21 protein-coding genes are annotated in these 22,953 nt (G+C 40.0%); 6 read left to right on the top strand and 15 right to left on the bottom strand.

All coding sequences use genetic code 11. The annotated features are described in order from the left end of the window. Positions 1–59: 59 nt before the first annotated feature. Positions 60–1,037 (bottom strand): hypothetical protein, encoded by a 978-nt coding sequence (locus tag ESB04_RS04285; protein ID WP_129026485.1) that lies wholly within the window; start codon positions 1,035–1,037, stop codon positions 60–62. 113 nt (positions 1,038–1,150) lie between these two features. Here ESB04_RS04285 and ESB04_RS04290 point away from each other — a divergent pair, with 113 nt between their 5' ends. Beyond that, complete coding sequence (locus tag ESB04_RS04290; RefSeq protein ID WP_129026486.1) at positions 1,151–1,828, top strand: YggS family pyridoxal phosphate-dependent enzyme; 678 nt, start codon at positions 1,151–1,153, stop codon at positions 1,826–1,828. On the opposite strand, the gene ESB04_RS04295 is transcribed toward ESB04_RS04290, so the two are convergent. Together ESB04_RS04295 and greA are read right to left on the bottom strand one after the other, a co-directional pair. Next, positions 1,802–3,838 (bottom strand): BatA domain-containing protein, encoded by a 2,037-nt coding sequence (locus ESB04_RS04295; protein WP_129026487.1) that lies wholly within the window; start codon positions 3,836–3,838, stop codon positions 1,802–1,804. The two genes, ESB04_RS04290 and ESB04_RS04295, sit on opposite strands and share 27 nt — an antisense overlap. Positions 3,839–3,902: 64 nt before the next feature. Further along, positions 3,903–4,376, bottom strand: a complete 474-nt coding sequence (gene greA, locus ESB04_RS04300) for a transcription elongation factor GreA (RefSeq protein ID WP_129026488.1) — start codon at positions 4,374–4,376, stop codon at positions 3,903–3,905. A 213-nt stretch (positions 4,377–4,589) separates the two neighbouring features. On the opposite strand from greA, the gene fmt reads away from it, so the two are divergent. Continuing rightward, a complete protein-coding gene (gene fmt, locus ESB04_RS04305) occupies positions 4,590–5,507 on the top strand; it encodes a methionyl-tRNA formyltransferase (RefSeq protein ID WP_129026489.1) in 918 nt (305 codons plus the stop codon). On the opposite strand, the gene ESB04_RS04310 is transcribed toward fmt, so the two are convergent. The 4 genes from ESB04_RS04310 to ESB04_RS04325 all read right to left on the bottom strand — a co-directional run bounded on the left by ESB04_RS04310 (position 5,497) and on the right by ESB04_RS04325 (position 8,804). Beyond that, on the bottom strand, positions 5,497–6,444 hold the full coding sequence (locus ESB04_RS04310) for a M15 family metallopeptidase (RefSeq protein WP_164969593.1): 948 nt from the start codon (positions 6,442–6,444) through the stop codon (positions 5,497–5,499). The genes fmt and ESB04_RS04310 overlap by 11 nt on opposite strands. 62 nt (positions 6,445–6,506) lie before the next feature. Then, a complete protein-coding gene (locus ESB04_RS04315; protein ID WP_129026491.1) occupies positions 6,507–7,160 on the bottom strand; it encodes a LysM peptidoglycan-binding domain-containing protein in 654 nt (217 codons plus the stop codon). Positions 7,161–7,163: 3 nt separating this feature from the next. Then, entirely contained in the window at positions 7,164–7,652 is a 489-nt protein-coding gene (purE, locus tag ESB04_RS04320; protein ID WP_129026492.1) for a 5-(carboxyamino)imidazole ribonucleotide mutase, read from the bottom strand. An 18-nt stretch (positions 7,653–7,670) separates the two neighbouring features. Next, complete coding sequence (locus ESB04_RS04325; protein WP_129026493.1) at positions 7,671–8,804, bottom strand: 5-(carboxyamino)imidazole ribonucleotide synthase; 1,134 nt, start codon at positions 8,802–8,804, stop codon at positions 7,671–7,673. 93 nt (positions 8,805–8,897) lie between these two features. On the opposite strand from ESB04_RS04325, the gene ESB04_RS04330 reads away from it, so the two are divergent. Beyond that, complete coding sequence (locus ESB04_RS04330; RefSeq protein ID WP_129026494.1) at positions 8,898–9,482, top strand: DUF6580 family putative transport protein; 585 nt, start codon at positions 8,898–8,900, stop codon at positions 9,480–9,482. Positions 9,483–9,502: 20 nt separating this feature from the next. Here ESB04_RS04330 and ESB04_RS04335 read toward each other — a convergent pair whose 3' ends face one another. The 7 genes from ESB04_RS04335 to rsmH all read right to left on the bottom strand — a co-directional run bounded on the left by ESB04_RS04335 (position 9,503) and on the right by rsmH (position 18,399). Beyond that, complete coding sequence (locus tag ESB04_RS04335) at positions 9,503–10,774, bottom strand: metal-dependent hydrolase family protein (protein ID WP_129026495.1); 1,272 nt, start codon at positions 10,772–10,774, stop codon at positions 9,503–9,505. Positions 10,775–10,965: 191 nt separating this feature from the next. After that, positions 10,966–12,207: a 3-phosphoshikimate 1-carboxyvinyltransferase gene (locus ESB04_RS04340; protein WP_129026496.1), complete on the bottom strand. Its 1,242-nt coding sequence runs from the start codon at positions 12,205–12,207 to the stop codon at positions 10,966–10,968. A 12-nt stretch (positions 12,208–12,219) separates the two neighbouring features. Next, positions 12,220–13,431 (bottom strand): phospho-N-acetylmuramoyl-pentapeptide-transferase, encoded by a 1,212-nt coding sequence (gene mraY, locus ESB04_RS04345; protein ID WP_129026497.1) that lies wholly within the window; start codon positions 13,429–13,431, stop codon positions 12,220–12,222. Between the two features lie 63 nt (positions 13,432–13,494). Continuing rightward, the gene (locus ESB04_RS04350) at positions 13,495–14,955 is read right to left on the bottom strand and encodes a UDP-N-acetylmuramoyl-L-alanyl-D-glutamate--2,6-diaminopimelate ligase (protein ID WP_129026498.1); all 1,461 of its coding nucleotides are present in this window, start codon (positions 14,953–14,955) and stop codon (positions 13,495–13,497) included. A 1-nt stretch (position 14,956) separates the two neighbouring features. Further along, positions 14,957–17,086 (bottom strand): penicillin-binding protein, encoded by a 2,130-nt coding sequence (locus ESB04_RS04355; RefSeq protein ID WP_129026499.1) that lies wholly within the window; start codon positions 17,084–17,086, stop codon positions 14,957–14,959. A gap of 16 nt (positions 17,087–17,102) precedes the next feature. Then, positions 17,103–17,483, bottom strand: a complete 381-nt coding sequence (locus ESB04_RS04360) for an FtsL-like putative cell division protein (RefSeq protein WP_129026500.1) — start codon at positions 17,481–17,483, stop codon at positions 17,103–17,105. 1 nt (position 17,484) lies between these two features. Next, the gene (gene rsmH / locus ESB04_RS04365; protein WP_129026501.1) at positions 17,485–18,399 is read right to left on the bottom strand and encodes a 16S rRNA (cytosine(1402)-N(4))-methyltransferase RsmH; all 915 of its coding nucleotides are present in this window, start codon (positions 18,397–18,399) and stop codon (positions 17,485–17,487) included. 125 nt (positions 18,400–18,524) lie between these two features. On the opposite strand from rsmH, the gene ESB04_RS04370 reads away from it, so the two are divergent. From ESB04_RS04370 to nhaA, 3 genes are read left to right on the top strand one after another with little or no spacing between them, the layout of a single operon-like run. Then, positions 18,525–19,760 carry a peroxiredoxin family protein gene (locus ESB04_RS04370; RefSeq protein ID WP_129026502.1) on the top strand — a complete coding sequence of 412 codons (1,236 nt, stop codon included), beginning with the start codon at positions 18,525–18,527 and terminating at the stop codon, positions 19,758–19,760. Continuing rightward, positions 19,760–20,470 carry a phosphatase PAP2 family protein gene (locus tag ESB04_RS04375; RefSeq protein WP_129026503.1) on the top strand — a complete coding sequence of 237 codons (711 nt, stop codon included), beginning with the start codon at positions 19,760–19,762 and terminating at the stop codon, positions 20,468–20,470. The genes ESB04_RS04370 and ESB04_RS04375 overlap by 1 nt, the downstream gene beginning before the upstream one ends. A gap of 23 nt (positions 20,471–20,493) precedes the next feature. Further along, positions 20,494–21,627 carry a Na+/H+ antiporter NhaA gene (gene nhaA, locus ESB04_RS04380; RefSeq protein ID WP_129026504.1) on the top strand — a complete coding sequence of 378 codons (1,134 nt, stop codon included), beginning with the start codon at positions 20,494–20,496 and terminating at the stop codon, positions 21,625–21,627. A gap of 79 nt (positions 21,628–21,706) precedes the next feature. Here the strand turns inward: nhaA and ESB04_RS04385 are convergent, their stop codons facing one another. After that, positions 21,707–22,909, bottom strand: coding sequence for a pyridoxal phosphate-dependent aminotransferase (locus ESB04_RS04385; protein ID WP_129026505.1), 1,203 nt, complete (start codon positions 22,907–22,909; stop codon positions 21,707–21,709). Positions 22,910–22,953: the final 44 nt, after the last annotated feature.

Consider the following 22,953-nt stretch of genomic DNA (forward strand, 5'->3'; position numbering starts at 1 on the left):
ATTGGACTGCAAAAGTATCAAAAATACTTCACAATTAAAAACTTGAATGAAAAAATTGCTTAGCGTACCTCAAATGAGCCCAGACCAATTAAGAAGCCCTCTGCATACAGCTCAATCTCATGCTTACCCTCACGATAAGGTACCGCACGTGCGTAGATAAATTCGACCGACTGGTGATTATTTTCGTAAAAAATACGTTGCTTAGCTGTGTAGGATAAGTCTTTCCCTTTAAAACTGAAGGTACCTGAGCCCAGTGAATAATCCGATAAGGTTTGACCAGTAGGCTCAATGATACGTAAATAGATCGTTTTTACCTCTTTAGTTGCCAATGGATTTTCTTGTAAATGGAAAATCACTCTTATCTTATCAATCTTCTTTGATTTATGAATTCCCACTTCCTTTCCTCTGGATGAAATGGCATACACATTAACCCCCTCAGCACGTAAAGCCGCCGCCACGGAAACCTTTTCTACTAATTCTTGATTACGTACTTCCAAAATCCTGGAACGCTCGTTCAACTCTCTCTGCTTTACTCCAAAGGTTTCAGATGAATCCTTCAAGGCCTTCTGAACATTGGATAAACCTACCTGCAAAATCTTCGCCTCTCTACTCAAGGAATCATTTCTAGCTATCAAAAATGTATTTTCTTTTCGCAACTTTTTGATTTCCAAATCTTTCAATCCCAACAGACGGAGATAATAGGCTAATTTTTGCTTAAAATCTTCTTCATTCATTTTGGGATTCTCTGCCAATTCCTTTTTATCCCCTAGGATTTGTTCACGAGCCATCTCCAACTCGCTCACTCGGCCGCCTAATTTCTTGATTTGGATCATGCGTAATTGAAGCTGCTTGGATATAGAATCCAACTGCTCACTGGCATTTTCTGCAAACTTCTCCTGGGTATCACCAAATGAAAATAGCTGAATTTGATAGCGCTCACTTATCCAGAGCCCACTCATGATGAGAAGAAGCAAAGCAAGCACTACAATTATCCGCTGCTGACTTTTTTCTTTGGAACTCATATTATCTGAATCCATGTTCAAATTTTTCTATTTTTCGGAGCCTTGGTGGAACAAGCTCCTAGATTCAAAAATAATAAATTAATTTTACTTTTATTTTTTTCTTCATTCATTCTTTTCAAAATTCAAGCATGTCCATTGCCCAACACATTGCCAACATCCAAGCGCAATTGCAAGGTAGCCAAGCGAAACTCATTGCAGTTACCAAAACCCGAAGCATAGCTGAGCTACAAGCTACCTATGAAGCTGGCATTAAGGATTTTGGAGAAAACCGAGTGCAAGAAATGGTGGAAAAGCAAGCACAACTTGCCTCTGATATTCGTTGGCACCAAATTGGGCATTTGCAAACTAACAAAGTAAAATACATTGCTCCTTTCGTTCATCTAATCCATTCTGTGGACTCCTTTCGTCTTTTAAAGGAAATAGATAGTCAAGGAAAAAAAAATGGACGTATTATTTCTTGCCTATTCCAAATGTATATCGCTCAAGAAGAAAGCAAGTTTGGTCTAAGCAAAGAGGAATTACTTGAAATACTAGCCAGTCCCGAATTTGCTTCCTTGAGTCATATTCGAATACAAGGACTTATGGGCATGGCAAGTTTTACAGAAAATGACAATCAAATTGCCAAAGAATTTAGTTCTTTAAAGGAATTATTTGACGAGTTACAAGGTCAAAAAATAGCTTATCAAACAGGCTTAGTTGAGTGGAAAGAACTTTCTATGGGCATGTCTGGCGACTACCTTTTAGCTGCCAAACTAGGTTCTACCATGGTCCGTGTGGGTTCAGCGATTTACGGCGCCCGTTCTTAAGGATTGACTATTCCACAACACCATAGCCATCTCTAAGAAAAAGCAAAGTAAGGCCAAACTGAAACACCATAAGGCCCAGCTTTTTCTCTCCGGCGCTTCACCAAGTCCCTCTGGTACCTCTTGCTCAACCTTCACGAGCGACTGACCTCGATAATGATCTTTCAATTCCTCCAAAGAATAGCTGGCAAGCTGACTGAATTCTTTAGGATAATTTAATGCCAAATGAGCCATGGTTTTTCCATCAACCTGTGCTTCTACAAATCCATTCGCACCAGACCTCAGGTCTTGCATCATCGCTAAAGGAATTCGACACAACCAGGATTTTCCTAGCCAATTTTGCTCTGGGATGAACCTTTGGCCCGATTTATTCCAAATCAACAAACTTTTTTCTGCGGATTGATAGATAAAATTAGGGCTGGCTTTCACTTCAATCCCATGAGAAGAAATGCGCTGATGTAAAACGGGATTAGAAGCACTAGACAATACCATCTCATGCCAAACAGGCAAAAATAATCCATGCTTATTAAATCCATCTTGAGGACCCAAAACTTGAGAAGCAAACATAAAAACCTTCCCTTGACCCAGGTTAATTTTTTCTAAAAATGGCTTCCCGTTCATCCAGGAAATCAAGACCTCTTTCCCTGGATTCCATTCCCAAAGGGGTTTAGAAGTCCATAATTTAGCAGCATTTTCTTTTGTTCTCTTAGCCAAAATTTCCTGAAAAAAAGCTTGCTTCGTAGATACTTGTTGGACTGGGAGAGTAGAAGACGAGGTGACCGCCATTTGCTTACCTGAACCCGCCAAAAAACGATTGATATCTTGAAGTGTGGCCTCATTGGGATTCTGATTGGGAATGATGGCCAGCGAATGTCCTTGACTCACCCATTGATTCAAAGCCTTCCAATCTGAAGCTTTTAGATTTTCTACGCCTACTAAACATACAAATGCATCTTCCGGCAAACGAGCCGGTAAAAGTTCCGAAGTCGTAACTTGCTTGAACTCGAAAAATTCTTCTTTCTCAAATACCTTCTCTAAACTTTGTGCTTGATTTCCCACTACGTAAATTTTTCTTGGGGCTGAACTCTGCAACAAGAAATAAAAATTATTGTCAAAGGCCACGGGATCATCCATTTGCAACCTCAACTTGTAAACGCCCGAATTGGCCAAGGAAAAAGGAAAACGAAGTTCGACCGTTTCATCAGGTTCTAAATTCAGAGTTTGACTTGCCATCCTAAAATCATTCATGTATAAGGCAATTTGCCTGCCTTTGGCGGCCTTAGTCCCTCCGTTTTTCATCCGTACTAGTAAGTCATAGTTGGAATTAGGTCGAATAAACTTGGACGATAAACGGATACTATCTACGTATATATTATCCGAATGGATTCCGTCCAATTTTTGTAAAACGATAGGCTCATTTGATGATATTGGTGGTAGTGCTTTATTCTTAGGGAAATCGGAAAACCAATACAAGGTATTTTTCTGCTGATTTTCCTCGGAAATTTGTTGAGCTTGTTGAATGACTTGAGAAGGTTTAACACGACTTAATCCAGTTCCAATTTGATTCCATTGTTCTTGTATTCGAGGCCAGGCTTTGAGTTCAAAATCCTGACTTTCAAAATCATTAAAAAATAGATAGGCCTGTCCGTTGGGACTTTTGGGCAAGTTTTGAGCCTTTTCCAAAAATGCTTTCCTACCCGCAATGACTTGTAATGGACTATTGTCGACGTATAAAATAGGTTTGGAAACCGCTACTGAAGGGCTCGGCCCATCCCCAAGCGGATTCGCTAAAGCAAGGATTAAAAAAATAAGACTAAGCAATCGAGCTGTAAGAAGCCAGATTTTCTGAATTTGTTTTGTCCCTTTTCCTTCTTGGTAAACTTTATTTAGCCAGCTTAGATCAGAATAATACCTCCACTTGCTCGCTTTTCTGTGATAGAAATGCATCCATATAGGTATGATTAATCCCGATAAGGCCCACAAATACATGGGATGAGCAAAATGAATATTCATATCCTCTAAAATACAAAAAATCCCAATCGAACGACTGGGATTTTAAGAAATGAATGATTTAATCTTAGCGAGAAATAGAAATGATTTCAAATTCTAGTTTACCCGCTGGAGCCTGAATTTCTGCCAATTCTCCTACTTTTTTCCCTAATAAGCCCTTACCAAATGGAGATGAGGCTGAAATTTTACCTGCTCTTAAATCTGCCTCCTCCTCAGACACAATAGTATAGGTTACCACTGCTCCTGATTTTGTATTTTTAATTTGAACAATCGAATAAATGGACACTTTAGACAAATCAATGGTAGATTCGTCCAGGACCCGAGCATTAGCAATAATCTCTTCCATCTTGGAGATTTTCAATTCCAAGAGTCCTTGAGCATCTTTGGCTGCATCATATTCTGCATTTTCACTTAAATCACCTTTGTCACGGGCTTCAGCTATTTGTTTAGCCATATCTGATCTACCCTGAATCTTTAAGTGATGTAACTCAGCCTTTAATTTCTCCAGAGCTTCCGCCGTGTAATATTGTAACTTTGCCATATACTTTATTCATTATAAAAGGTGGTAAAAACAAAATAGAACGGCCTCCGACCGTTCTACTTAATTTATTCGTAGTTTTGCTTCGGATTCGTTCTTAAAATAAATATTTTATTATCAACACGTATTTCGGTTTATTTTGCCCTGCAAAGGTAATCAAAAAGCTGATAGTTTACCAAATGATTTCCAATATCTAACATTTAAGATATTTAGCTTATGCGTATAATTTTTTTCGGTACTCCTGATTTTGCGGTGGCTAGTCTGGAGGCCTTGATGGAAGCTCAATTTCAGGTAGTGGCCGTAGTAACTGCACCTGATAAACCTGCTGGTCGAGGTCAACAAATCCAAGCTTCCCCCGTCAAACTTTATGCCGAAAAACATCAGCTTCCAATTTTACAACCCATCAAATTAAAAGACCCGGAATTTCTGGAAGAATTAAAGTCATATCAAGCTGATTTGCAGGTTATTGTTGCCTTTCGTATGCTACCAGAGGCGGTTTGGAATATGCCACCATTGGGTACATTTAATCTACATGCCTCATTATTGCCGAATTACCGCGGAGCCGCACCTATTCATTGGGCAGTAATTAATGGTGAGGAAGAAACAGGTGTGACTACCTTTTTCCTTCAGCATGAAATCGACACGGGAGATTTATTATTTCAGGAAAAAGAGCCCATCTATCCAACAGATACCACTGGTGATCTATATGAGCGCCTGATGAAAAAAGGGGCAAAATTAGTGGTTAAGACCGCTCAAGCCATACAAGATAAAAATGTCCATCCGAGTCCACAAGTATTGACTGGTGACATGAAACCCGCACCTAAATTACATCGGGCCACAGGTGAAGTACATTGGTCAAAACCGGGTAAGGAAATCATCAATTTAGTGCGAGGCATGCACCCATTTCCAGGCTCACATACTACGTTTCAAGGCAAAAATTGCAAGCTGATTCGCGTGGAGTTTCATCCAGAAGTAATTCCCGACTTAGGTATTGGCGTATGGGATTCTGACCAAAAGACTTATTTGAGAGTGGGCTGTGCGGATGGTTACATCCAAATATTGGAATGGCAAATGGAGGGCAAAAAGCGTATGCCTATCGCGGAGTTTTTACGAGGCTACTCGTTTATCCTTTGATTTTTCTTTGCCATTTACCCAATGGAAAAAAATAGCCGGTCGTTCCGCACTGTACATAAGCCCATTGCTCCTGCAAATTGACATGAATCCTAGGTTTAGGATCCTGCTGATATAGTTTTATCCAATCTTGGGCACTGGGAGGCACAGGCATAGCATATTGACATAGGCAGGCTTGATTTAATCGAAACTCATTCATGGCTTCCAATAAATCTTGGGTATCTTGGACCAAATCTTCTCTCCCTATATTAGCCTTTTGCTCATAAATTAATTCATAATTACTTTTAAAATGTTCAAATTCAAAAGCTAAATTAGGATGCTGTCGGAGTAGTGCCGCTGAATTTTTAAAAGCTTGAATATGTCCCAAATCTGGGAATCCAATAAAATCTCCTCCCCAAAAAAGCCCCAATTCTTTGGCCAAAGCGCCCATTTGATCATACATGGGCCCTCTTTTCAAATACCGTTTTTTCCTGTAGATGGCTACATCGGCAGCCAGGCTAAAATTATGCATAGAAAGAGCAATTTTGGAACGACCTCGCTTTTGTAACAATCCTTGTTGAGCCAAGGACCTTGTTTCAGACGAATAGCGCATGCGATAATACCTGAATTTAAATTTTGCATTTAAACTATCTTTCAAGGATTGAAATAATTGGATATCATCGACTAATTCCAAAGCCCAAAAGGCCGTCAAATCTGGCTTATCAATGAGCAATCGCTGAGCAAGGTACTCATCCACTTGTCCACCCATTCTAAAGGTACTATCTGCTTGATAGGTTTTTTCTGAACGTTGACCCGAGGTATTTTCTAGAATTAAGGTCAAATTTTGAATGGGCAACATCCTATCCAGACTATCTTGCTGCGCGTACATCCAAACTAAGTCTTTCCATGAAAGACTATCGATTCGACTGACCTGACAAGTTCGAAGGACAGATTGTGCCAAGCTCGCGTAAGTTGATATACATAAGACTATCAAAAGCCCTATTTTACGCATACTGCACCACATTAATGTAGAGGAATAATCAATTGTTCCCCACGCAAGGTGACATCTTGATCCTTGTGATTTACCTCCATCAAGGATTTTTTAGTTACCCCGTATTTTGCTGCCACTACCCGAAGAACATCTCCTGGACCTACGGTGTGAATGGCTTTAATTTTGACGTTCAACCTCGTTACACCCACTTTGATTCCGTTCGGATCTACTCCAGGATTAAGAGCTTTTAATTGGTCTGGCTTTAATCCAAATCGATTGGCAATACCGAAAAAAGTCTCCCCTTTTTCCACTGTATAGCTATGACTTTTGCCACCAAGATCTTTCACGGCTTCAGTATCAGGAACCTTCTCGGCTTCCGCCTCCTTTTTTTGCTCCTCTAATTCCTTCTCAGCACTAGAAATGGCCAATTCGGCATTAGGACTAGGGTTTGCAGGCACTGTATCCTCAGCGGATTCAACGATAACTGGAGTTGGATCCTCTAATAAAGATTCATTCTCCTCCAATTTAAGCTTCTCAGCTTTGACCAATTCTTCAGATTTAGGGCTCAAAAAATGCTCGTAACCTACCAGCATTAATCCCAACAAAGTCACCAATAATATCAAAAGAGTGATTAAAGGGAGCTTCGAAGAAGAACTATCTTTGATAAATGAAAAAGGATTTTTCATGAATTACTTCCAATTTGATTTAGTCTGTTGGCTCATTTCAGCCACCTTTTCTACCAATTCTTGCTTGTATGTCTCTAACTTATGAGCCAAAGCTTCATCTGCAATGGCTAGCATTTGAATCGCCAAAATACCTGCGTTCTTGGAAGCATTTAGTGCTACAGTAGCCACGGGTACTCCATTAGGCATTTGCAAAATAGATAAAACAGAATCCCATCCATCAATGGAATTGGAGGATTTTACAGGCACACCTATCACGGGCAAAATAGTAGCTGAAGCCACCATACCCGGTAAATGAGCGGCACCACCAGCTCCCGCTATGATCACCTTCACTCCACGCTCTTTAGCCGTTTGTGCGTATTGAAGCATCTTTACCGGTGTTCTATGGGCAGATACAATATCCACTTCATAAGCAACACCAAATGACTGACAGATATCGATCGCATCTTGCATGACCGAAAGATCTGAACTACTACCCATGATAATTCCTACCATACCTAAAATTATTGCTTCTTAACTGATGACACGAATGATATTTTTAACTTGATTGGCCTTTTCTTCCACGGCTTCTCTACTCTCTGCGATAATACTTACATGCCCCATTTTACGAAAAGGTTTAGTTATCTTTTTCCCATATAAAAATGGAAAAACTCCCGGAATAGCCAACGCCTCCGAAAGTCCTTCATACTTTACTTTTCCAGTATGACCAGGCTCCCCTAACAAATTCAACATGCCCGCAAATACGGAGGTGGAGGTATCTCCCAAGGGAAGTCCCGCAATCGCCCGTAAATGCTGCTCGTACTGGGAGGTCATATTGGCTCGAATGGTCTGATGGCCTGAATTATGTGGACGAGGAGCGACCTCATTGATTAACACCTGTCCATCCTTGGTCAAAAACATCTCTACGGCTAACAAACCCACCATTTTCATTTCCTGAATCAACCTGGTAGCTATGTCCACTGCTTGCTTTTCAACATCTTCCGAAATGGCTGCTGGAGAAATTAAAAACTCCACCAAATTTTGAACAGGATGAAATACCATTTCTACTGTGGGGAAAGCCTTGACTTCACCATGTATGTTTCTAGCTACAATAACAGCCAATTCTTTCTCAAATTCTACCGCCTTTTCCAATAAACCTGGGGCATCAAATCCATCTGATATTTGGCCCTCATGGGCAATCAGCTGAACTCCCTTTCCATCGTAGCCTCCTTTTCCTAGCTTCTGATAGGCCGGCAGAAAATCGATATGCTCTTTGATTTCCTCTCTGGATTCTATCAATCTAAAGTCAGCTGTAGGGAAACCATATTGTTGAAAAAACTGCTTTTGGGTTCTTTTATCTTGAATCATGCGAAGCAAATGTGGCTGAGGAAAAACTTGCTTCCCTTCTGCTTCTAATTTCTCCAAGGCATCGATATTTACATGCTCGATCTCAATACTAATCAGGTCATAGAATTGACCAAATTGATATACGGTATCAAAATCCTGAAAAGAGCCCTGTTTGAATTCATAAGCCAAACGATGGCAAGGCGCCTCAGAATCTGGATCTAGGCAGGAAATTTGAAAATCTAAATCTACCCCTGCCTGTAAGAGCATACGCCCTAACTGTCCTCCTCCTAATAATCCGATTTTTGGCAAGTCTCGATACATAAATTCTATTCGAATAGATAAAATTACGGCTTTTGTTTTACCTTTGGAAATTATTTTCTTTGTCCCAATTAGATTCTTACAAATTTTAAGGTAATGTCGAAAAGAACGCTCACCCTTATTTGCATTTTATTACTAGCTGTGGCTAGTCGACTTTTAATCTTAGCAGGACCCGCTTGGGCAAATTTTTCTCCCATTACTTCCATGGCCCTATTTGCTGGTGCTTATTTTAGTTCTAGAACCGCTGCCATCTCTTGGACCATTTTGAGTATTTGGTTGGCGAATTTGGTATTAAATAATCTTGTTTACCCACAGTATTATCAAGGATTTTCCTTCGGATTCGCCCCAGTTCACATGGCTTTGTTCGTGGGTATTTCAATGGTGGGTTCTTACATGCTGAAAAATAGAATCACAGTGCTAAACTTCCTAGGTTCCAATCTTATGGTGGTGATAGGTTTCTTTTTACTTTCCAACTTTACTGTATGGTTAAATTTACCTTCTTGGGGAACTGCAATTGTGGGAGATGAATTAGTATATTCCAAAGATTGGAACGGTCTTATGCAATGTTATGCCATGGGCCTACCATTTCTAAAAAATAGCCTGATTAGCCAATTCCTATTCTCTGGGATTTTATTTGGAGGTTTTGAGTTACTCAAAAAACAAATTCCAGTATTGCGCTAAAACAAGAATGAATAGGCAGGCTATTCATTCTTGTACACTTTGCCATCCTTCATGACAAATTTCACTTTACTCATCGATTGAATCGTCTCGGCAGGATTTCCATCCACAGCGATGATATCAGCCCATTTTCCTGGTTCAATAGACCCCAACATATCACTTTGACCTAATAAATCCGCGGCATTTACTGTGGCAGTTTGTATTGTTTCTAATGCTGGCATTCCTGCTTCATGCATCAGTTCAAATTCACGAGCGTTCTTACCGTGACCAAATACACCAGCATCTGTCCCAAATGCAATTTTAACACCTGCCTTATAAGCTTTACCAAAAGTAGATTGAATCATAGGACCTATCGCTAAGGCTTTTGCACGAACCATTTCAGGATAGTAATTAGGAATTTTTGCCGAGTCCGCAGTAGATCTACCTGCAATCACAGTAGGCACATAATAGGTGCCATGCTTTTTCATTAATTCCATGATTTCATCTGTCATAAAAGTTCCATGTTCAATGGAATTTACCCCGCCCAAAACGGCCCGTTTTATACCTTCTGCTCCATGCGCATGAGCAGCCACTTTAAATCCATAGTCCTTAGCTGTTTGAACTATGGCTTGCACCTCTTCTACCGTAAATTGTGCTCCCATGCCATCTTTAGCATAACTTAAAACTCCCCCAGTAGAAGCTATTTTAATGACATCTGATCCTTCTTTATACCGTTGTCTTACGGCTTTGCGAGCTTCATCAACTCCGTTTATTACCCCTTCATCAGGGCCTAAATCTTTGGTGAAATATTGATTTACGCCGTTAGTTCCGTCCATATGTCCACCCGTAGTAGAAATGGCTACTCCAGCAGCAAATATTCTGGGCCCCTCTACTAAACCACTATTAATAGCATTTCTTAAACTAATACTAATCAATCCACCCAAGTCGCGAACTGTGGTAAATCCTGCCATCAGATTTTTCTTTCCAAAAACTAAAGCTTGATAGGCCTGATCTCCTGGATTCTTAACAAATTTATCCAGGTAGGCATTGGGATTGGTTTCACTTCTCAAATGAACATGCATATCAATCAATCCAGGCATGACTGTTCTATTTTTCAAATCAATAACTTGATCACCTTTTTCTGGATTAATATAACCAGATGAAACACTTATAATCTTTTTCCCCTGTACCGTGATGGACATTTTTGGCCAAACCTTCAATGTTTTCACATCGATAAAATTTCCACAATGAATAATGGTTTTTTGAGCAAGAATAGGCTGAACTGCCCACAAAAGAATCAGTAGAATTTTTTTCATTCGTTGTTGATTTAGTGATGTCGTAATTTATGCAAATACCTTGTTGATACCCTGTGTACCTTGTTGTTACCTAGTCGTTGCCTTACTGTTGCCTTGTTGCTACCTTGTAGATTTGACAACCTTCCAAAGGTTGTCAAATCTAAGTGGAAATCGCGCAATTCTGATGTATTCTGAAAAAAAATCCAGTATACTTATTGCTTCGAATCCAATATTTTATCCACATGTGACCAAAAGCTAGGGTAAGATTTAGCCACTACCCCTGGTTCATGAATCACGATTTCTTGAAGCAAGCCTAATGGTGCAAAGGCCATCGCCATACGATGGTCATCGTAAGTTTCAAATTCAGGAACTGATTTGCTTTCTGCTCGTTTCGAGCTTGTCAACTCATACCTCAGGCAAGACTCCACCTCCACTAATTGAGCGCCAATTTTACGTAGTTCTTGTTGCAAGGCAAAAACCCGGTCTGTTTCTTTCACTTTTAAGGATTCTATTCCCAATAGGGTGAGGTGAATATTTTTTGCTGCAGCTACTACGCAAATTGTTTGGGCCAAATCCGGACAATCCGTAAAATCCCAGGTCAAGCTAGATTTAGCATTTATTTTAGTCAACAAGAATCCTCTACCCGTGTAAGTACTTTTTACACCCATCTCTGCCATAATATGTTGAATGGCGGAATCCCCTTGTAAAGAATTCTCTTTTAAACCCAAAAGCTCCAATGAACTATCTTCAAAAGGCGACAATGCAACCATGGAATACCAATAACTGGCACCAGACCAGTCTGATTCCACAGCAAAAGGATGAACTTGATATTTTTGTGGAGGAATGTTGATCATTGCTCTATTCCAATCCACTTCAGCTTGAATACCGAAATGGCGCATTTGAGCTAAAGTCATTTCTATGTAGGGCTTAGATCCCAAAGAACCCCTAATTGTCAGTTCCAAACCATCCGGTAGCGAGGGTGCCAACATCAGGATAGCAGAAATAAACTGGGAACTTACGTCTCCACGAATAGATAATTGCCTGTTACCAGCATATGTAAATCCATTCAACTGCATGGGCGGATAACCTTCCTGATTCAAATAACTAATATCTGCACCCAAAGTCCTTAAAGCATCTACCAATATACCTATAGGTCGCTCACACATACGTGGAGTTCCTGTCATTTTTTTAGGTTGGCCCTTAATGGCATAATAAGCAGTCAAAAAGCGCATCGTGGTACCAGCATCCAATACATCCGCCACTTCCCCATTTTCTGACAATAAGCGTATCATTGTTTGAGTATCGCGGGCTTCAGCTAAATTGGAGAGATTGGACAAGTCCCCTCCCGCCAAAGCATTGATAATCAAAGCACGGTTACTTTCCGACTTAGAAGCGGGTAATGGTATAATTTCTTGAAAAGACTTTTTTCTCGGGAATAGGCGAATTTGACTCAAAACGGAGGGTGCTTAGCGCAATTTTAATGTGACAAGTGAAATAACAGCCAAAATAATCCCCACAATTAGAAAGCGGATGACAATTTTAGCCTCATGATAATTTTTCTTTTGAAAATGATGGTGCAAGGGAGACATTAGGAAGACGCGCCTACCCTCACCATACTTTCGTTTGGTATATTTAAAATAGGCCACCTGAATGATAACAGATAGATTTTCTACCAAAAAGATTCCACATAATACGGGAATCAACATTTCTTTACGAATAACGATAGCCAAGGTGGCTATCACACCACCCAGCATTAAACTTCCAGTATCTCCCATGAATACTTGAGCTGGATAGGCATTATACCACAAAAATCCTATACAGGCACCCACGAAAGCCGCACAAAATATGGCCAATTCACCTGAGTTAGGGATAAACATTACGTTTAAATACTGAGAGAAAACTTTATTTCCTGATACATAGGCAAGAATGGCCAGAGTCAAACCTATGATTACAGAAGTTCCTGCTGCTAGGCCATCGAGTCCATCCGTAATATTGGCCCCATTTGAAACGGCCGTAATAATGAAAATTACCACCAGAACATAAACTACCCAAACATAATGGTCTGGGATGAAGTCTGGCAATAACATATTATAATCAAACTGATTGTTTTTCAAAAATGGAACCGTGGTCATCAAAGATTTGTGATCTGTAAAAGACTGAATAGTGGAACCATCCGCTAGTACACTGACTTTGGAAAACAATCGTACTTTAATATGCTCATTAAAATACATAGTCAAGCCCACAATGATACCTAAACCTATCTGACCTACGATTTTAAATCGTCCAGAAAGGCCGTCTTTATTCTTTTTAAAAACCTTGATATAATCATCGGCAAATCCGACAGCACCTAACCAGATAGCCGAAGTCAATAACAATACAATGTAAACGTTGGTAATTTTTGCAAAAAGTAGTGTGGGTATAATCAAAGACAAAAGAATGATAAACCCTCCCATAGTAGGGGTCCCCTTTTTCTGCATTTGACCTTCCAAACCTAAATCACGAATTTCTTCTCCAATTTGAAGGCGTTGCAAGCGGTAAATTACCGTCTTTCCCCAGATGGCCGCAATCCCAAGGGACGTAATAATGGCCATAAATACCCGAAATGAAATATATTGAAATACCCCTGCGCCTGGAAGGTTCCATTGCTTATCTAAATAATCAAAGAGGTAATACAGCATACATATGGGTTTTTGGATCAGATATTAAAAGCAAAAATGCAAAATTTTACAGCTTTGTACAAATTAATTCAAGGCTTCGAAAGCTTCTCTGATCACCTGTTTATCATCAAAATCATATTTCACACCTTGAATCTCTTGGTAGGTTTCATGACCTTTACCCGCTACTAAAATAATATCTCCAGCTTGGGCCAATTGGTGGATGGCGTAAAATATCCCCGCTTTTCGATCCACAATTCGATTCATCTTAGCCTTTTCTTCCTGACTCAAACCTGCTTCCATTTGATCTAAAATCAATTCAGGATTTTCCTTCCTAGGATTATCGGATGTTAACACAAAAGCATCTGAATATTTGGCCGCTAATGCTGCCATGATTGGTCTTTTACCCGCATCACGGTTTCCTCCACAACCTATTACAGTAATGATTTGCTGATGTTTATTACGTATAGCTTGAATGGTTTTCAAAACATTTTCCAATGCATCAGGCGTGTGTGCATAATCGACTATGGCCATTTTATGTTGTTTGCCTGCCATTTGCTCAAAGCGCCCTGGTGCGGTTTTGAGGCTGGACAACTGTATCAACACTTCCATAGGATCTTCTCCCATGATTACGGCAGTGGAATAAATTGCCAATAAATTATAGGCATTAAATGTCCCTATAAGTTGAGCATGTACCTGATGACCATTGATATCCAACTGCAAACCAGCTATTCCATTACTTATGATCTTGGCCTTAAAATCTGCAGCATTTAACAAACCATAACTATATTTTTTAGCCTTGGTATTTTGTAACATGACCATACCTCGCTTATCATCCACATTGGTAAGGGCAAAGGCCTTTGAGGTCAATGCATCGAAAAATCCTTTCTTAGCTGCAATGTAGGCATCAAATGTCTCATGAAAATCCAAATGATCTCGAGTAATATTGGAAAAAATGGCCCCATGAAACTCAACGGCAAAAATGCGCTTTTGAACCACCGCATGCGAACTAACCTCCATAAATACATGGGTGCAGCCCTCATCCTTCATTTCTTTCAGTAATTCCTGTAAACTAAGCGAATCAGGCGTGGTATGTGTGGCAGGAATAACGCGGTCTTGAATCTTATTTTGAACCGTGGAAATTAAACCACAGCGGTGACCTAATTTTCTAAACAACTCAAATAATAAGGTGACGCTAGTAGTTTTACCATTGGTTCCCGTAATACCTACCAATTTCAAGGATTTGGAGGGATGACCATAAAATTCAGCTGCTGCTAAAGCCAAGGCCTCATTGGAATCTGCTACCTGTACACAAGTCACATCCGAAGGAATTTCAGTCGGTATTTGTTCCACCACCCAAGTTTTACATCCTTGCTCATATACTTGCGGCAAAAATTGATGGCCATCTACTTGAGTTCCTTTAATCGCAAAAAACAAAGAACCCTCTTTCGCCTTCCTAGAATCAAAGCACAAACTTGCTACCGATTGTTCATTTCCCAATAAGTTGATTACTGGTATCGACTGAAATAAAGACTGAACAGATAACATATTATCGGAGTTGAATTTGCAACAAAAGGTTTTTACGAGTCGGGCTTCCTGGAGGAATCGACTGACTAACTACAGTTCCCAGGCCATTGGCTTTCACTTTTAAGCCTCTGTTTTCTAAGGCAAATAAGGCATCTCGTAAATTCATACCCACCACATTCGGAACCGTTTTAGCAGGAAAGCTGAGTGGTGTATTTTGCACAGTTTGCTTGTCCATTTTAAACTCGAGCCAACTTCCGTCCTCTTCCACTCTAGGCAATCCAAGGCTGGAATATAAAATTGACTGATCCATGGGATGAACAGTATGACTCAAAGATGCCGTGTTCAAAGAATCAGGTAATGTACCCGATAATTTGCGGTGCAACTTCATATCTCTCAAATAAATATTATCCGCAATCTCTTTAAATACAGGCGCCGTTACCTGACGGGCGTAGGTAGCCTCCGCATGTCCTTGTGGATTATCAATGGATACCAATATGGTATATTTCGGTTTTTTAACAGGGAAATAACCAATAAATGAGGTATAGTATTTCCCAGGAATATATCGTCCATTGATGATTCTTTGGGCCGTACCTGTTTTACCTGCTATCCCATAGGAAGTTCCCTTGATGTTATTGGCGGTACCTCGAGTCACGACACCCTCTAACATCGTTTGGATTTTTTCTAGGGTTTTAGGAGAACATAGCGGACTGGCATCTCGAACTTGTTTTGATCGATAATCAATCACTACTTCATCTGCTCGGGTAGCCTTACTTACGATAATGGGTTGTACCCAATATCCATTATTGGCAATGGCATTATAAAATGCAATCAACTGCAAAGGAGAGTATTGGGTCGAATATCCCACAGATGACCAAAGCAATTGAAACGCATCCCATTTGGCTGGAACTGGAAAGTTAGGCTTAGGGTTAGGCTGTATTTGAAAATGTAAAGATTCAATTAAATGATACTTCTTTAGATAATCGTAAAATTTAGCTGGCTTGCTTGAAAAAACCTTCTTCATCAAAACCATGGTACCCACATTTGAAGAACTTTCTATGACCTGTGCCACGGAGATAGTTCCCATGGGATGGGAATCAGACATAGTTCCATTGTAATGATGATATTTACCATTGCCGGTAGAAACAGGCATATCCAAAGGTAAATCCGCTTCCTCTAACATGGCCATCATGGATGGTAATTTAAAAACTGACCCCGGGTCTCTAGCCTCTCGGATAGCATAATTGAAACTCTCCGAATATCCCGTTGGGGAATTGCTATTCTTAGATAAATTGGAAATTGCCTTAATCTCTCCAGTAGCTGTTTCCATCACAATCACCACGCCATAATCACCTTCGTAGGTGGTCATAGCTTTCATCAAGGCAGATTCCACAATATCCTGAATGTTGATATCTAACGTTGTATAAATATCCAATCCTGGCTTTGGCACTGATTCCTCCCCACCTTCCACGGGCCGCCAAGTATTTTTATCCATTTTCTCAAAAAAGCCTTTCCCCGGTGTCCCTTTCAGCTCTGCATTAAAACTACCTTCAATACCCACTGCTACCTTATCTTTCAAATAACCCACGGTTCGATAAGCCATTTGACCAAAGGGGGCATAACGAACATTGACTTTATCAAAAACAATCCCCGTTTTGGTAGCCTCACCTAAATTAAACAAAGGGAATTTGGCCACTTTTTTGCGCTCCTGAAAATCGAGTAAACGATTATTAAGCAATAAGTAAGTTTTACCGCTCTTTTTTGCTGCAACTATTTTATTTTTATATTCTTCGGCTGATCGATCTTGGAAAAAATTAGCTAAAGCATTGGCCAATTCATCAATATGCTCCTTAAAATTCTTTTCTGAAATTGCATTTCGATTATAAACGGATGGATCTAAACCTAAACGATATTTTGGCAAAGAAGTAGCTAGCAAACTTCCATCATCCGAATAAATATTTCCGCGAGTAGCATCTACACTTCGCTCTTTGATGTAGGTATTAAATACGTCATTGCGTAATATCTCGCCATTGATAAAAACAATTTTGTATAAATTAAAAAGTAATACCACAAACAGCATCACCACCAAGATAAAAAAACCAATAAAACGCTTGGTGATAATTTCACGTATGTTTTGTCTTTTACCAACTGCCATATACTATTCGATACTTTTACTTTTCTTTGGACTGATCCACCACCACTTTAGTCGGTGGGGTTAAACTTACCTCCAGGGAATATTTTTTCATGGCACCCGCCAAGTAGCTCTGCTTCCCTATCTTCATAAATTCTGCTTTCTGAGTAGTATAATCCGCCCGGATTTCCTCTAATTCTGCCTTTGTCTTAGCTATCTGATGGATCTTGCCATCCGCCAACATGGAATAATAGATGTAACCAATAATTAAAATAGCTATATGGGTAATTCGGTACACCAATTTCATGGGTAATTCGCCACCTGTCAATGGGTCCATATTGAACAACAAATCCAAGATTCCTTCTTTAGGAACAGAAGACTTGGAGGCCTGTCGTTCGGTATCTGAAACTTGTTTTGCCATCTTATATTTTAACTGCTATTCTCAATTTAGCGCTTCTTGAACGAGAATTTCTTTGTAATTCTTCTTCTGAAGCAGTAATAGGTTTACGTATGACAGACTCCAAAGGTTTATGCACCACCCCAAACATATCCTTGTCCTCTTTCCCTTGACAATTTCCTGTACGAATGAAATTTTTGACCAATCGATCTTCCAAGGAATGAAAAGATAAAATGACCAATCTCCCTTCAGGGGCTAAAACTGCCGCCGCTTGTTCTAAAAATTCCTCAATCACCGCTAGTTCCTGATTTACCTCGATGCGGACTGCTTGAAAGGCCTGAGCAAAGTACTTAAACTCACGGGATCTTGGAGCTAATTTAGCCAATATTTCTTTGAATTCCGATGTCGTTTTTAGTGCTTTTTGAGTCCTGGCTTGAAGTACTGCCTGGGCCAATGTTTTGGCATTTTTTATCTCTCCATACATGCCAAAAATCTTCTGCAATTGATCTGCTGAATAGCTATTCAACACCTCTGCCGCATCTCTGGAGGCAAAAGGTCCCATGCGCATATCCAAAGGACCATCAAAGCGAATGGAAAATCCTCTTTCGGCAGCGTCCAACTGAAAAGACGACACTCCAAAATCCGCCAAAATCCCATCCACTTGTTTAACCCCATGTATACGTAAATATTTCTGGATATATCGGAAATTGGCCGTAATCAAAGTCAATCGATCATCCTCTATTTTCTCTGCTTGTTTCCAAGCATCTGGATCTTGATCAAATGCGAATAATCGTCCATCTGGTCCCAATTTATCCAAAATAGCTCTGGAATGTCCACCCCCACCGAAGGTAACATCCACATAAATGCCTGCCGGCTTTATGGCTAAACCTTCAACGCATTCATGCAATAAAACGGAGGTATGGTAAGGGTTCTCAATCATAGGGTTCATTCCAAACAAATTTACAAATTATCCTGTGCTCCTTTTTATCAATTTGGGAATTTGTCCTCATTTTTTTTAAAGCCGCCTTGCTTTGTCCTATCTTTGTGCACAAGCATTTCTACATCATGATGAAACAATACATATTAAGTATTTTAATTGCCTGCCAAGTCACTTTCAATCTATCAGCTCAAAACTCGCAAGCTCCTAAATTGGGTCCATGGAGAGCTGAGCTACAGTCGCAAGGTGGCGGCCTGCCTTTTAATCTACATGTTGCTCCTGGCAAGAAGAAAAATACATTTTTAATTAAAGTAATCAACGGTTCCGAAAGCTTTCACCTGGGTGAATCTTTTTTTCGGGGTGATTCCTTGGTTATCCCTTTTGATCTGTATGATTCTGAACTGGTTGCCTCGCTAGATAACCAGCAACAAATGAGGGGTTATTGGATCAAAAAAAGAAATGGGAAATTTGTCAATCAGCTACCTTTCCAAGCTCAATTTGGTTCCACTGAACGTTTTAGCAAACTGAAAACACCAACGGTCAATGTAAGCGGGAAATGGAATGTGGATATTTCCGTGGACGACAAGCATACGCCTAGTGTAGGTGTATTCCAGCAAAAAGGAAATAAAGTAACTGGATCGATATTACAAACTTCTGGAGACTACCGTTTCTTACAAGGAAATGTGTCCGGAGACAGTCTATTTATCAGCTATTTTGATGGCAGCTTTGTTCTTTTGTTTAAAACTAAAGTGACTGGCAAGGAAATCTCAGGAACATTGTTTTCTGGATTTGCCACTAAAAAAGAGGTGAAAGGCCAACTAGACCCCAAGGCGAGTTTACCTGATTTAAAAAAATTAACCTTTTTAAAACCCGGTTACGATCGATTAAATTTCAATCTCCCTACTCCAAAGGGGGAGAATATCAACCTGTCTGACGAGCGATTTAAAAACAAGGTTGTCATAGTGGAAATTATGGGCTCATGGTGCCCCAACTGCATTGATGAGGCGAGATTTTTAGCTCCATTTTATGCCAAGAATAAATCGAAAGGAGTGGAGGTAGTCGGTGTTTCTTTTGAGTATTCTCCAGAGATGGTCGTTTCTGGTCCCAAAATTGAAAATTTTAAGAAAAAAATTGGCATAGATTACCCGATCGTGCTTGGGGGTGTGCCTAATGATGAGACCATCGCTCAGGTTTTTCCGATGTTAAACAAATTTTATGGATACCCTACCACTTTTATAATTGATAAAAAAGGGAAAGTGAGAGAAATACACACTGGTTTTTCTGGACCAGGCACGGGATTATATTACACGGACTGGGTACAAGAGTTTGAAAAAACTATTCAAAATTTACTAAAAGAAAAATAATGCTTTCTTTCAAATCCATTTACTTATTAATCTTTTCTGTTTTAATCATTGCTCAACCCATCTTAGGCCAAGAGAAGAAGGAAAATAAACTAAAACCTTGGGTAGCGAGTATAGGCTTGGGACTAGGAGGTGCCCTACTTTATAATCAAGGCGCCCGAGACCAACAAATTACTTGGCATCATGATAATTATGCCAACTTCCATAGCCAGGCAGATGATTTTCTTCAATATAGTCCCACACTGGTACATATTGGTGCTCGTTTACTTGGAGCCAAGGCTGTGCATGCAGGAAAGGAGCAAGTAGGTTTATTTATTTTAGGTACAGGAATCTATGCCCTAAGCACTCAAGGCTTAAAAAGAATTATTCAAGAAACCAGACCCAATGGGGAAGAATATTCATTTCCCTCGGGTCACTCAGCCACTGCCTTTTTTGGCGCAAGAGTTTTAGCTAAAGAAATAGGTAAGGAATATCCTTGGCTGGCTGTCACAGGATATACGCTAGCCGCCAGTACTGCTTACTTGCGAATAGCCAATCACGAGCATTGGTTAAGTGATGTCCTCGTTGGCGCTGGGATTGGCATTGCCTCTGCAGAATTGGCTTATTGCATATATCCCCAATTGAAAAAGCTCTTCTCTGACAAACAAGCTTTACAATGGGAGCCTAGAATCGCACCGAACTATTATGCTGCCAGCATCAGTTACCGATTTTAATTCTTCCTTCATCAACGCCATACATGAAAGTCACCAAATTATTTAAAGAGTTTTTTGAAAGCGAAAAATCGAGTGGAATTATCCTGATTTTTTGCACCCTGTTTTCTCTTTACGTCAGCAATTCGGCCTGGGGAAGTGATTATCATGAGCTCTGGAAGACACCCATATTTGGACATGCTTTTGAGCATTGGATCAATGATGGCTTGATGACCATATTTTTCCTCTTGGTTGGGTTAGAACTGGAACGAGAAATCTACATTGGTGAACTTTCAAAAATCAAAGAAGCTTCCTTCCCGATCATTGGGGCTTTGGGTGGAATGGTGGTACCAGTAATCATCTACACCTTATTTAATTATGGAACTGAAAGCATTTCAGGCAGCGCCATACCTATGTCGACTGACATCGCATTCGCACTTGGAATCCTTTCTTTGTTAGGGAATAAAGTGCCCTTGTCTCTAAAAATATTTTTAACTGCTTTGGCGGTAATTGATGATTTGGGCGCCATTGTGATCATAGGCACTTTTTATTCGAGCGGTTTGGATTGGACCAATTTATTCCTGTCATTGGGAACTTTTGCCATCTTAGGAGGAATGAATTTTGCCAAAATAAGATCTATTCCACTGTATTTATTGGGTGGTATAGTGATGTGGTATTTTATGGGTCAATCGGGTGTTCATCCTACTATCACGGGTGTGCTATTGGCTTTTGCCATTCCATTTGATAAGGGCGATCATCATTCGATTTCAACTAAAATCCAACACTTTTTACACAAACCCGTCAGCTTCATTATTTTACCCATATTTGCATTGGCCAATACAGCAATTATATTGAATACGGATACCACCAGTAAGTTATTGGAAAGCTATAGTCTTGGGATATTTACTGGTTTAAGCTTGGGCAAACCCATCGGTATATTTTTATTTTGCTTCCTATCTGCTAGTCTAGGCATCAGCAAATTACCCAAAGATTTATCTTGGGCCTCCATTGTGGGTGTTGGCTTTTTGGGGGGTATTGGTTTTACTATGTCCATCTTTATCACCAACCTATCGTTTAATCAGGAGGCCATTGTGGATGTATCCAAATTCAGCATTTTATTAGCTTCCTTGGTTTCGGCCATCATAGGATTTAGTATGCTGAGTCAGACATTAAAAAAGTAATAATCCCTCAAATGCTATAGTTTTTTTTAAAAAAAAGGTTAGCTGTTAGGCTAACCTTTTCTATGAACCTAAGTATTTACTATTTCAATTTCGCAACCGCATTTTTAATACGCTCACAAGCCTCTTCTAATTGTGCATCAGCAGCAGCAGTCGAAATACGCATACAATTTGGCGCTCCAAAGCCTGAACCAGCCACGGTAGCTACATGTGCTTCCTGCAATAACCAATTACAGAAATCATCGGAGTCATTGATGGTGGTTTTCCCATCTGATTTTCCATAGAAATAAGAAATATCTGGGAAAGCATAAAATGCACCATCTGGCATATTTACTTTAAATCCTTCTATTTCACGCAATTTACCAACTACCAATTTACGGCGACGGTCATATGCAGCTTTCATTTCATGTGCATGATCTAAGGTGCCATTGAAAGCCGCAACAGCCGCTTTTTGAGCAATGGAATTAGTTCCAGAGGTTACCTGTCCCTGCAATTTCTCCACACCATCTGCAATCCATTTAGCAGCCGCAATGAAACCGATTCTCCAACCTGTCATGGCGTGGCCTTTAGCTACTCCATTAACCGTAATGACACGGTCTTTAATTTCAGGAATGGAACCAATAGAAAAATGGCCCCCTTGAGTGAAATTGATGTATTCGTAAATTTCATCTGCCAAAACAAAAATGCGCTCATGACGAGCTACCACATTGGCAATGTCACGTAATTCTGATTCTGTATATACCGATCCTGTTGGATTATTTGGTGAAGCAAACATCACCATTTTAGTCTTTGGCGTAATAGCTGCTTCAAATTGCTCTGCAGTTACTTTAAAATTATTCTCAAAAGAACCTTGAACAATCACGGAAGTTCCTTCCGCTAATTTGACCATTTCAGAGTAGGAAACCCAATAGGGGGAAAAGATAATCACTTCATCACCTGGATCAATCAAAGCCGCAATAGCATTGGCCAAAGAATGTTTGGCACCGGTAGAAACCACAATATTTTCTGAAGCCCACTCTAATCCATTATCGCGTTTTAATTTATTAGCAATAGCCATACGCAAATCTGGATAACCTGCTACGGGAGAATATCCATGAAAACCATCATCAATGGCTTTCTTGGCAGCCTCGCAAATGTGTGCTGGAGTTTTAAAATCTGGCTCTCCTACTGATAAACTTATAACTTTATGACCTTGGGCGGCTAATTCACGCGCTTTTTTGGTCATTCCTAATGTGGATGACTCTTCTAAAGCCTGAATTCTTTGTGCTAATAATGAGGATGACATAGTAATGAATGCTGGTTTTACAATTCGAACGCAAAATTACCCTT

It is taken from the genome of Aquirufa rosea, assembly GCF_004118285.1.
In the GTDB taxonomy this organism is placed as follows: domain Bacteria; phylum Bacteroidota; class Bacteroidia; order Cytophagales; family Spirosomataceae; genus Aquirufa; species Aquirufa rosea.

Bases quoted from the DNA above. Each gene is read 5' to 3' on its own strand.
- ESB04_RS04285 (WP_129026485.1), bottom strand. From the start codon at position 1,037: ATGGATTCAGATAATATGAGTTCCAAAGAAAAAAGTCAGCAGCGGATA.
- ESB04_RS04290 (WP_129026486.1), top strand. From the start codon at position 1,151: ATGTCCATTGCCCAACACATTGCCAACATCCAAGCGCAATTGCAAGGT.
- ESB04_RS04295 (WP_129026487.1), bottom strand. From the start codon at position 3,838: ATGAATATTCATTTTGCTCATCCCATGTATTTGTGGGCCTTATCGGGA.
- greA (WP_129026488.1), bottom strand. From the start codon at position 4,376: ATGGCAAAGTTACAATATTACACGGCGGAAGCTCTGGAGAAATTAAAG.
- fmt (WP_129026489.1), top strand. From the start codon at position 4,590: ATGCGTATAATTTTTTTCGGTACTCCTGATTTTGCGGTGGCTAGTCTG.
- ESB04_RS04315 (WP_129026491.1), bottom strand. From the start codon at position 7,160: ATGAAAAATCCTTTTTCATTTATCAAAGATAGTTCTTCTTCGAAGCTC.
- purE (WP_129026492.1), bottom strand. From the start codon at position 7,652: ATGGTAGGAATTATCATGGGTAGTAGTTCAGATCTTTCGGTCATGCAA.
- ESB04_RS04325 (WP_129026493.1), bottom strand. From the start codon at position 8,804: ATGTATCGAGACTTGCCAAAAATCGGATTATTAGGAGGAGGACAGTTA.
- ESB04_RS04330 (WP_129026494.1), top strand. From the start codon at position 8,898: ATGTCGAAAAGAACGCTCACCCTTATTTGCATTTTATTACTAGCTGTG.
- ESB04_RS04335 (WP_129026495.1), bottom strand. From the start codon at position 10,774: ATGAAAAAAATTCTACTGATTCTTTTGTGGGCAGTTCAGCCTATTCTT.
- mraY (WP_129026497.1), bottom strand. From the start codon at position 13,431: ATGCTGTATTACCTCTTTGATTATTTAGATAAGCAATGGAACCTTCCA.
- ESB04_RS04350 (WP_129026498.1), bottom strand. From the start codon at position 14,955: ATGTTATCTGTTCAGTCTTTATTTCAGTCGATACCAGTAATCAACTTA.
- ESB04_RS04355 (WP_129026499.1), bottom strand. From the start codon at position 17,086: ATGGCAGTTGGTAAAAGACAAAACATACGTGAAATTATCACCAAGCGT.
- ESB04_RS04360 (WP_129026500.1), bottom strand. From the start codon at position 17,483: ATGGCAAAACAAGTTTCAGATACCGAACGACAGGCCTCCAAGTCTTCT.
- rsmH (WP_129026501.1), bottom strand. From the start codon at position 18,399: ATGATTGAGAACCCTTACCATACCTCCGTTTTATTGCATGAATGCGTT.
- ESB04_RS04370 (WP_129026502.1), top strand. From the start codon at position 18,525: ATGATGAAACAATACATATTAAGTATTTTAATTGCCTGCCAAGTCACT.
- ESB04_RS04375 (WP_129026503.1), top strand. From the start codon at position 19,760: ATGCTTTCTTTCAAATCCATTTACTTATTAATCTTTTCTGTTTTAATC.
- nhaA (WP_129026504.1), top strand. From the start codon at position 20,494: ATGAAAGTCACCAAATTATTTAAAGAGTTTTTTGAAAGCGAAAAATCG.
- ESB04_RS04385 (WP_129026505.1), bottom strand. From the start codon at position 22,909: ATGTCATCCTCATTATTAGCACAAAGAATTCAGGCTTTAGAAGAGTCA.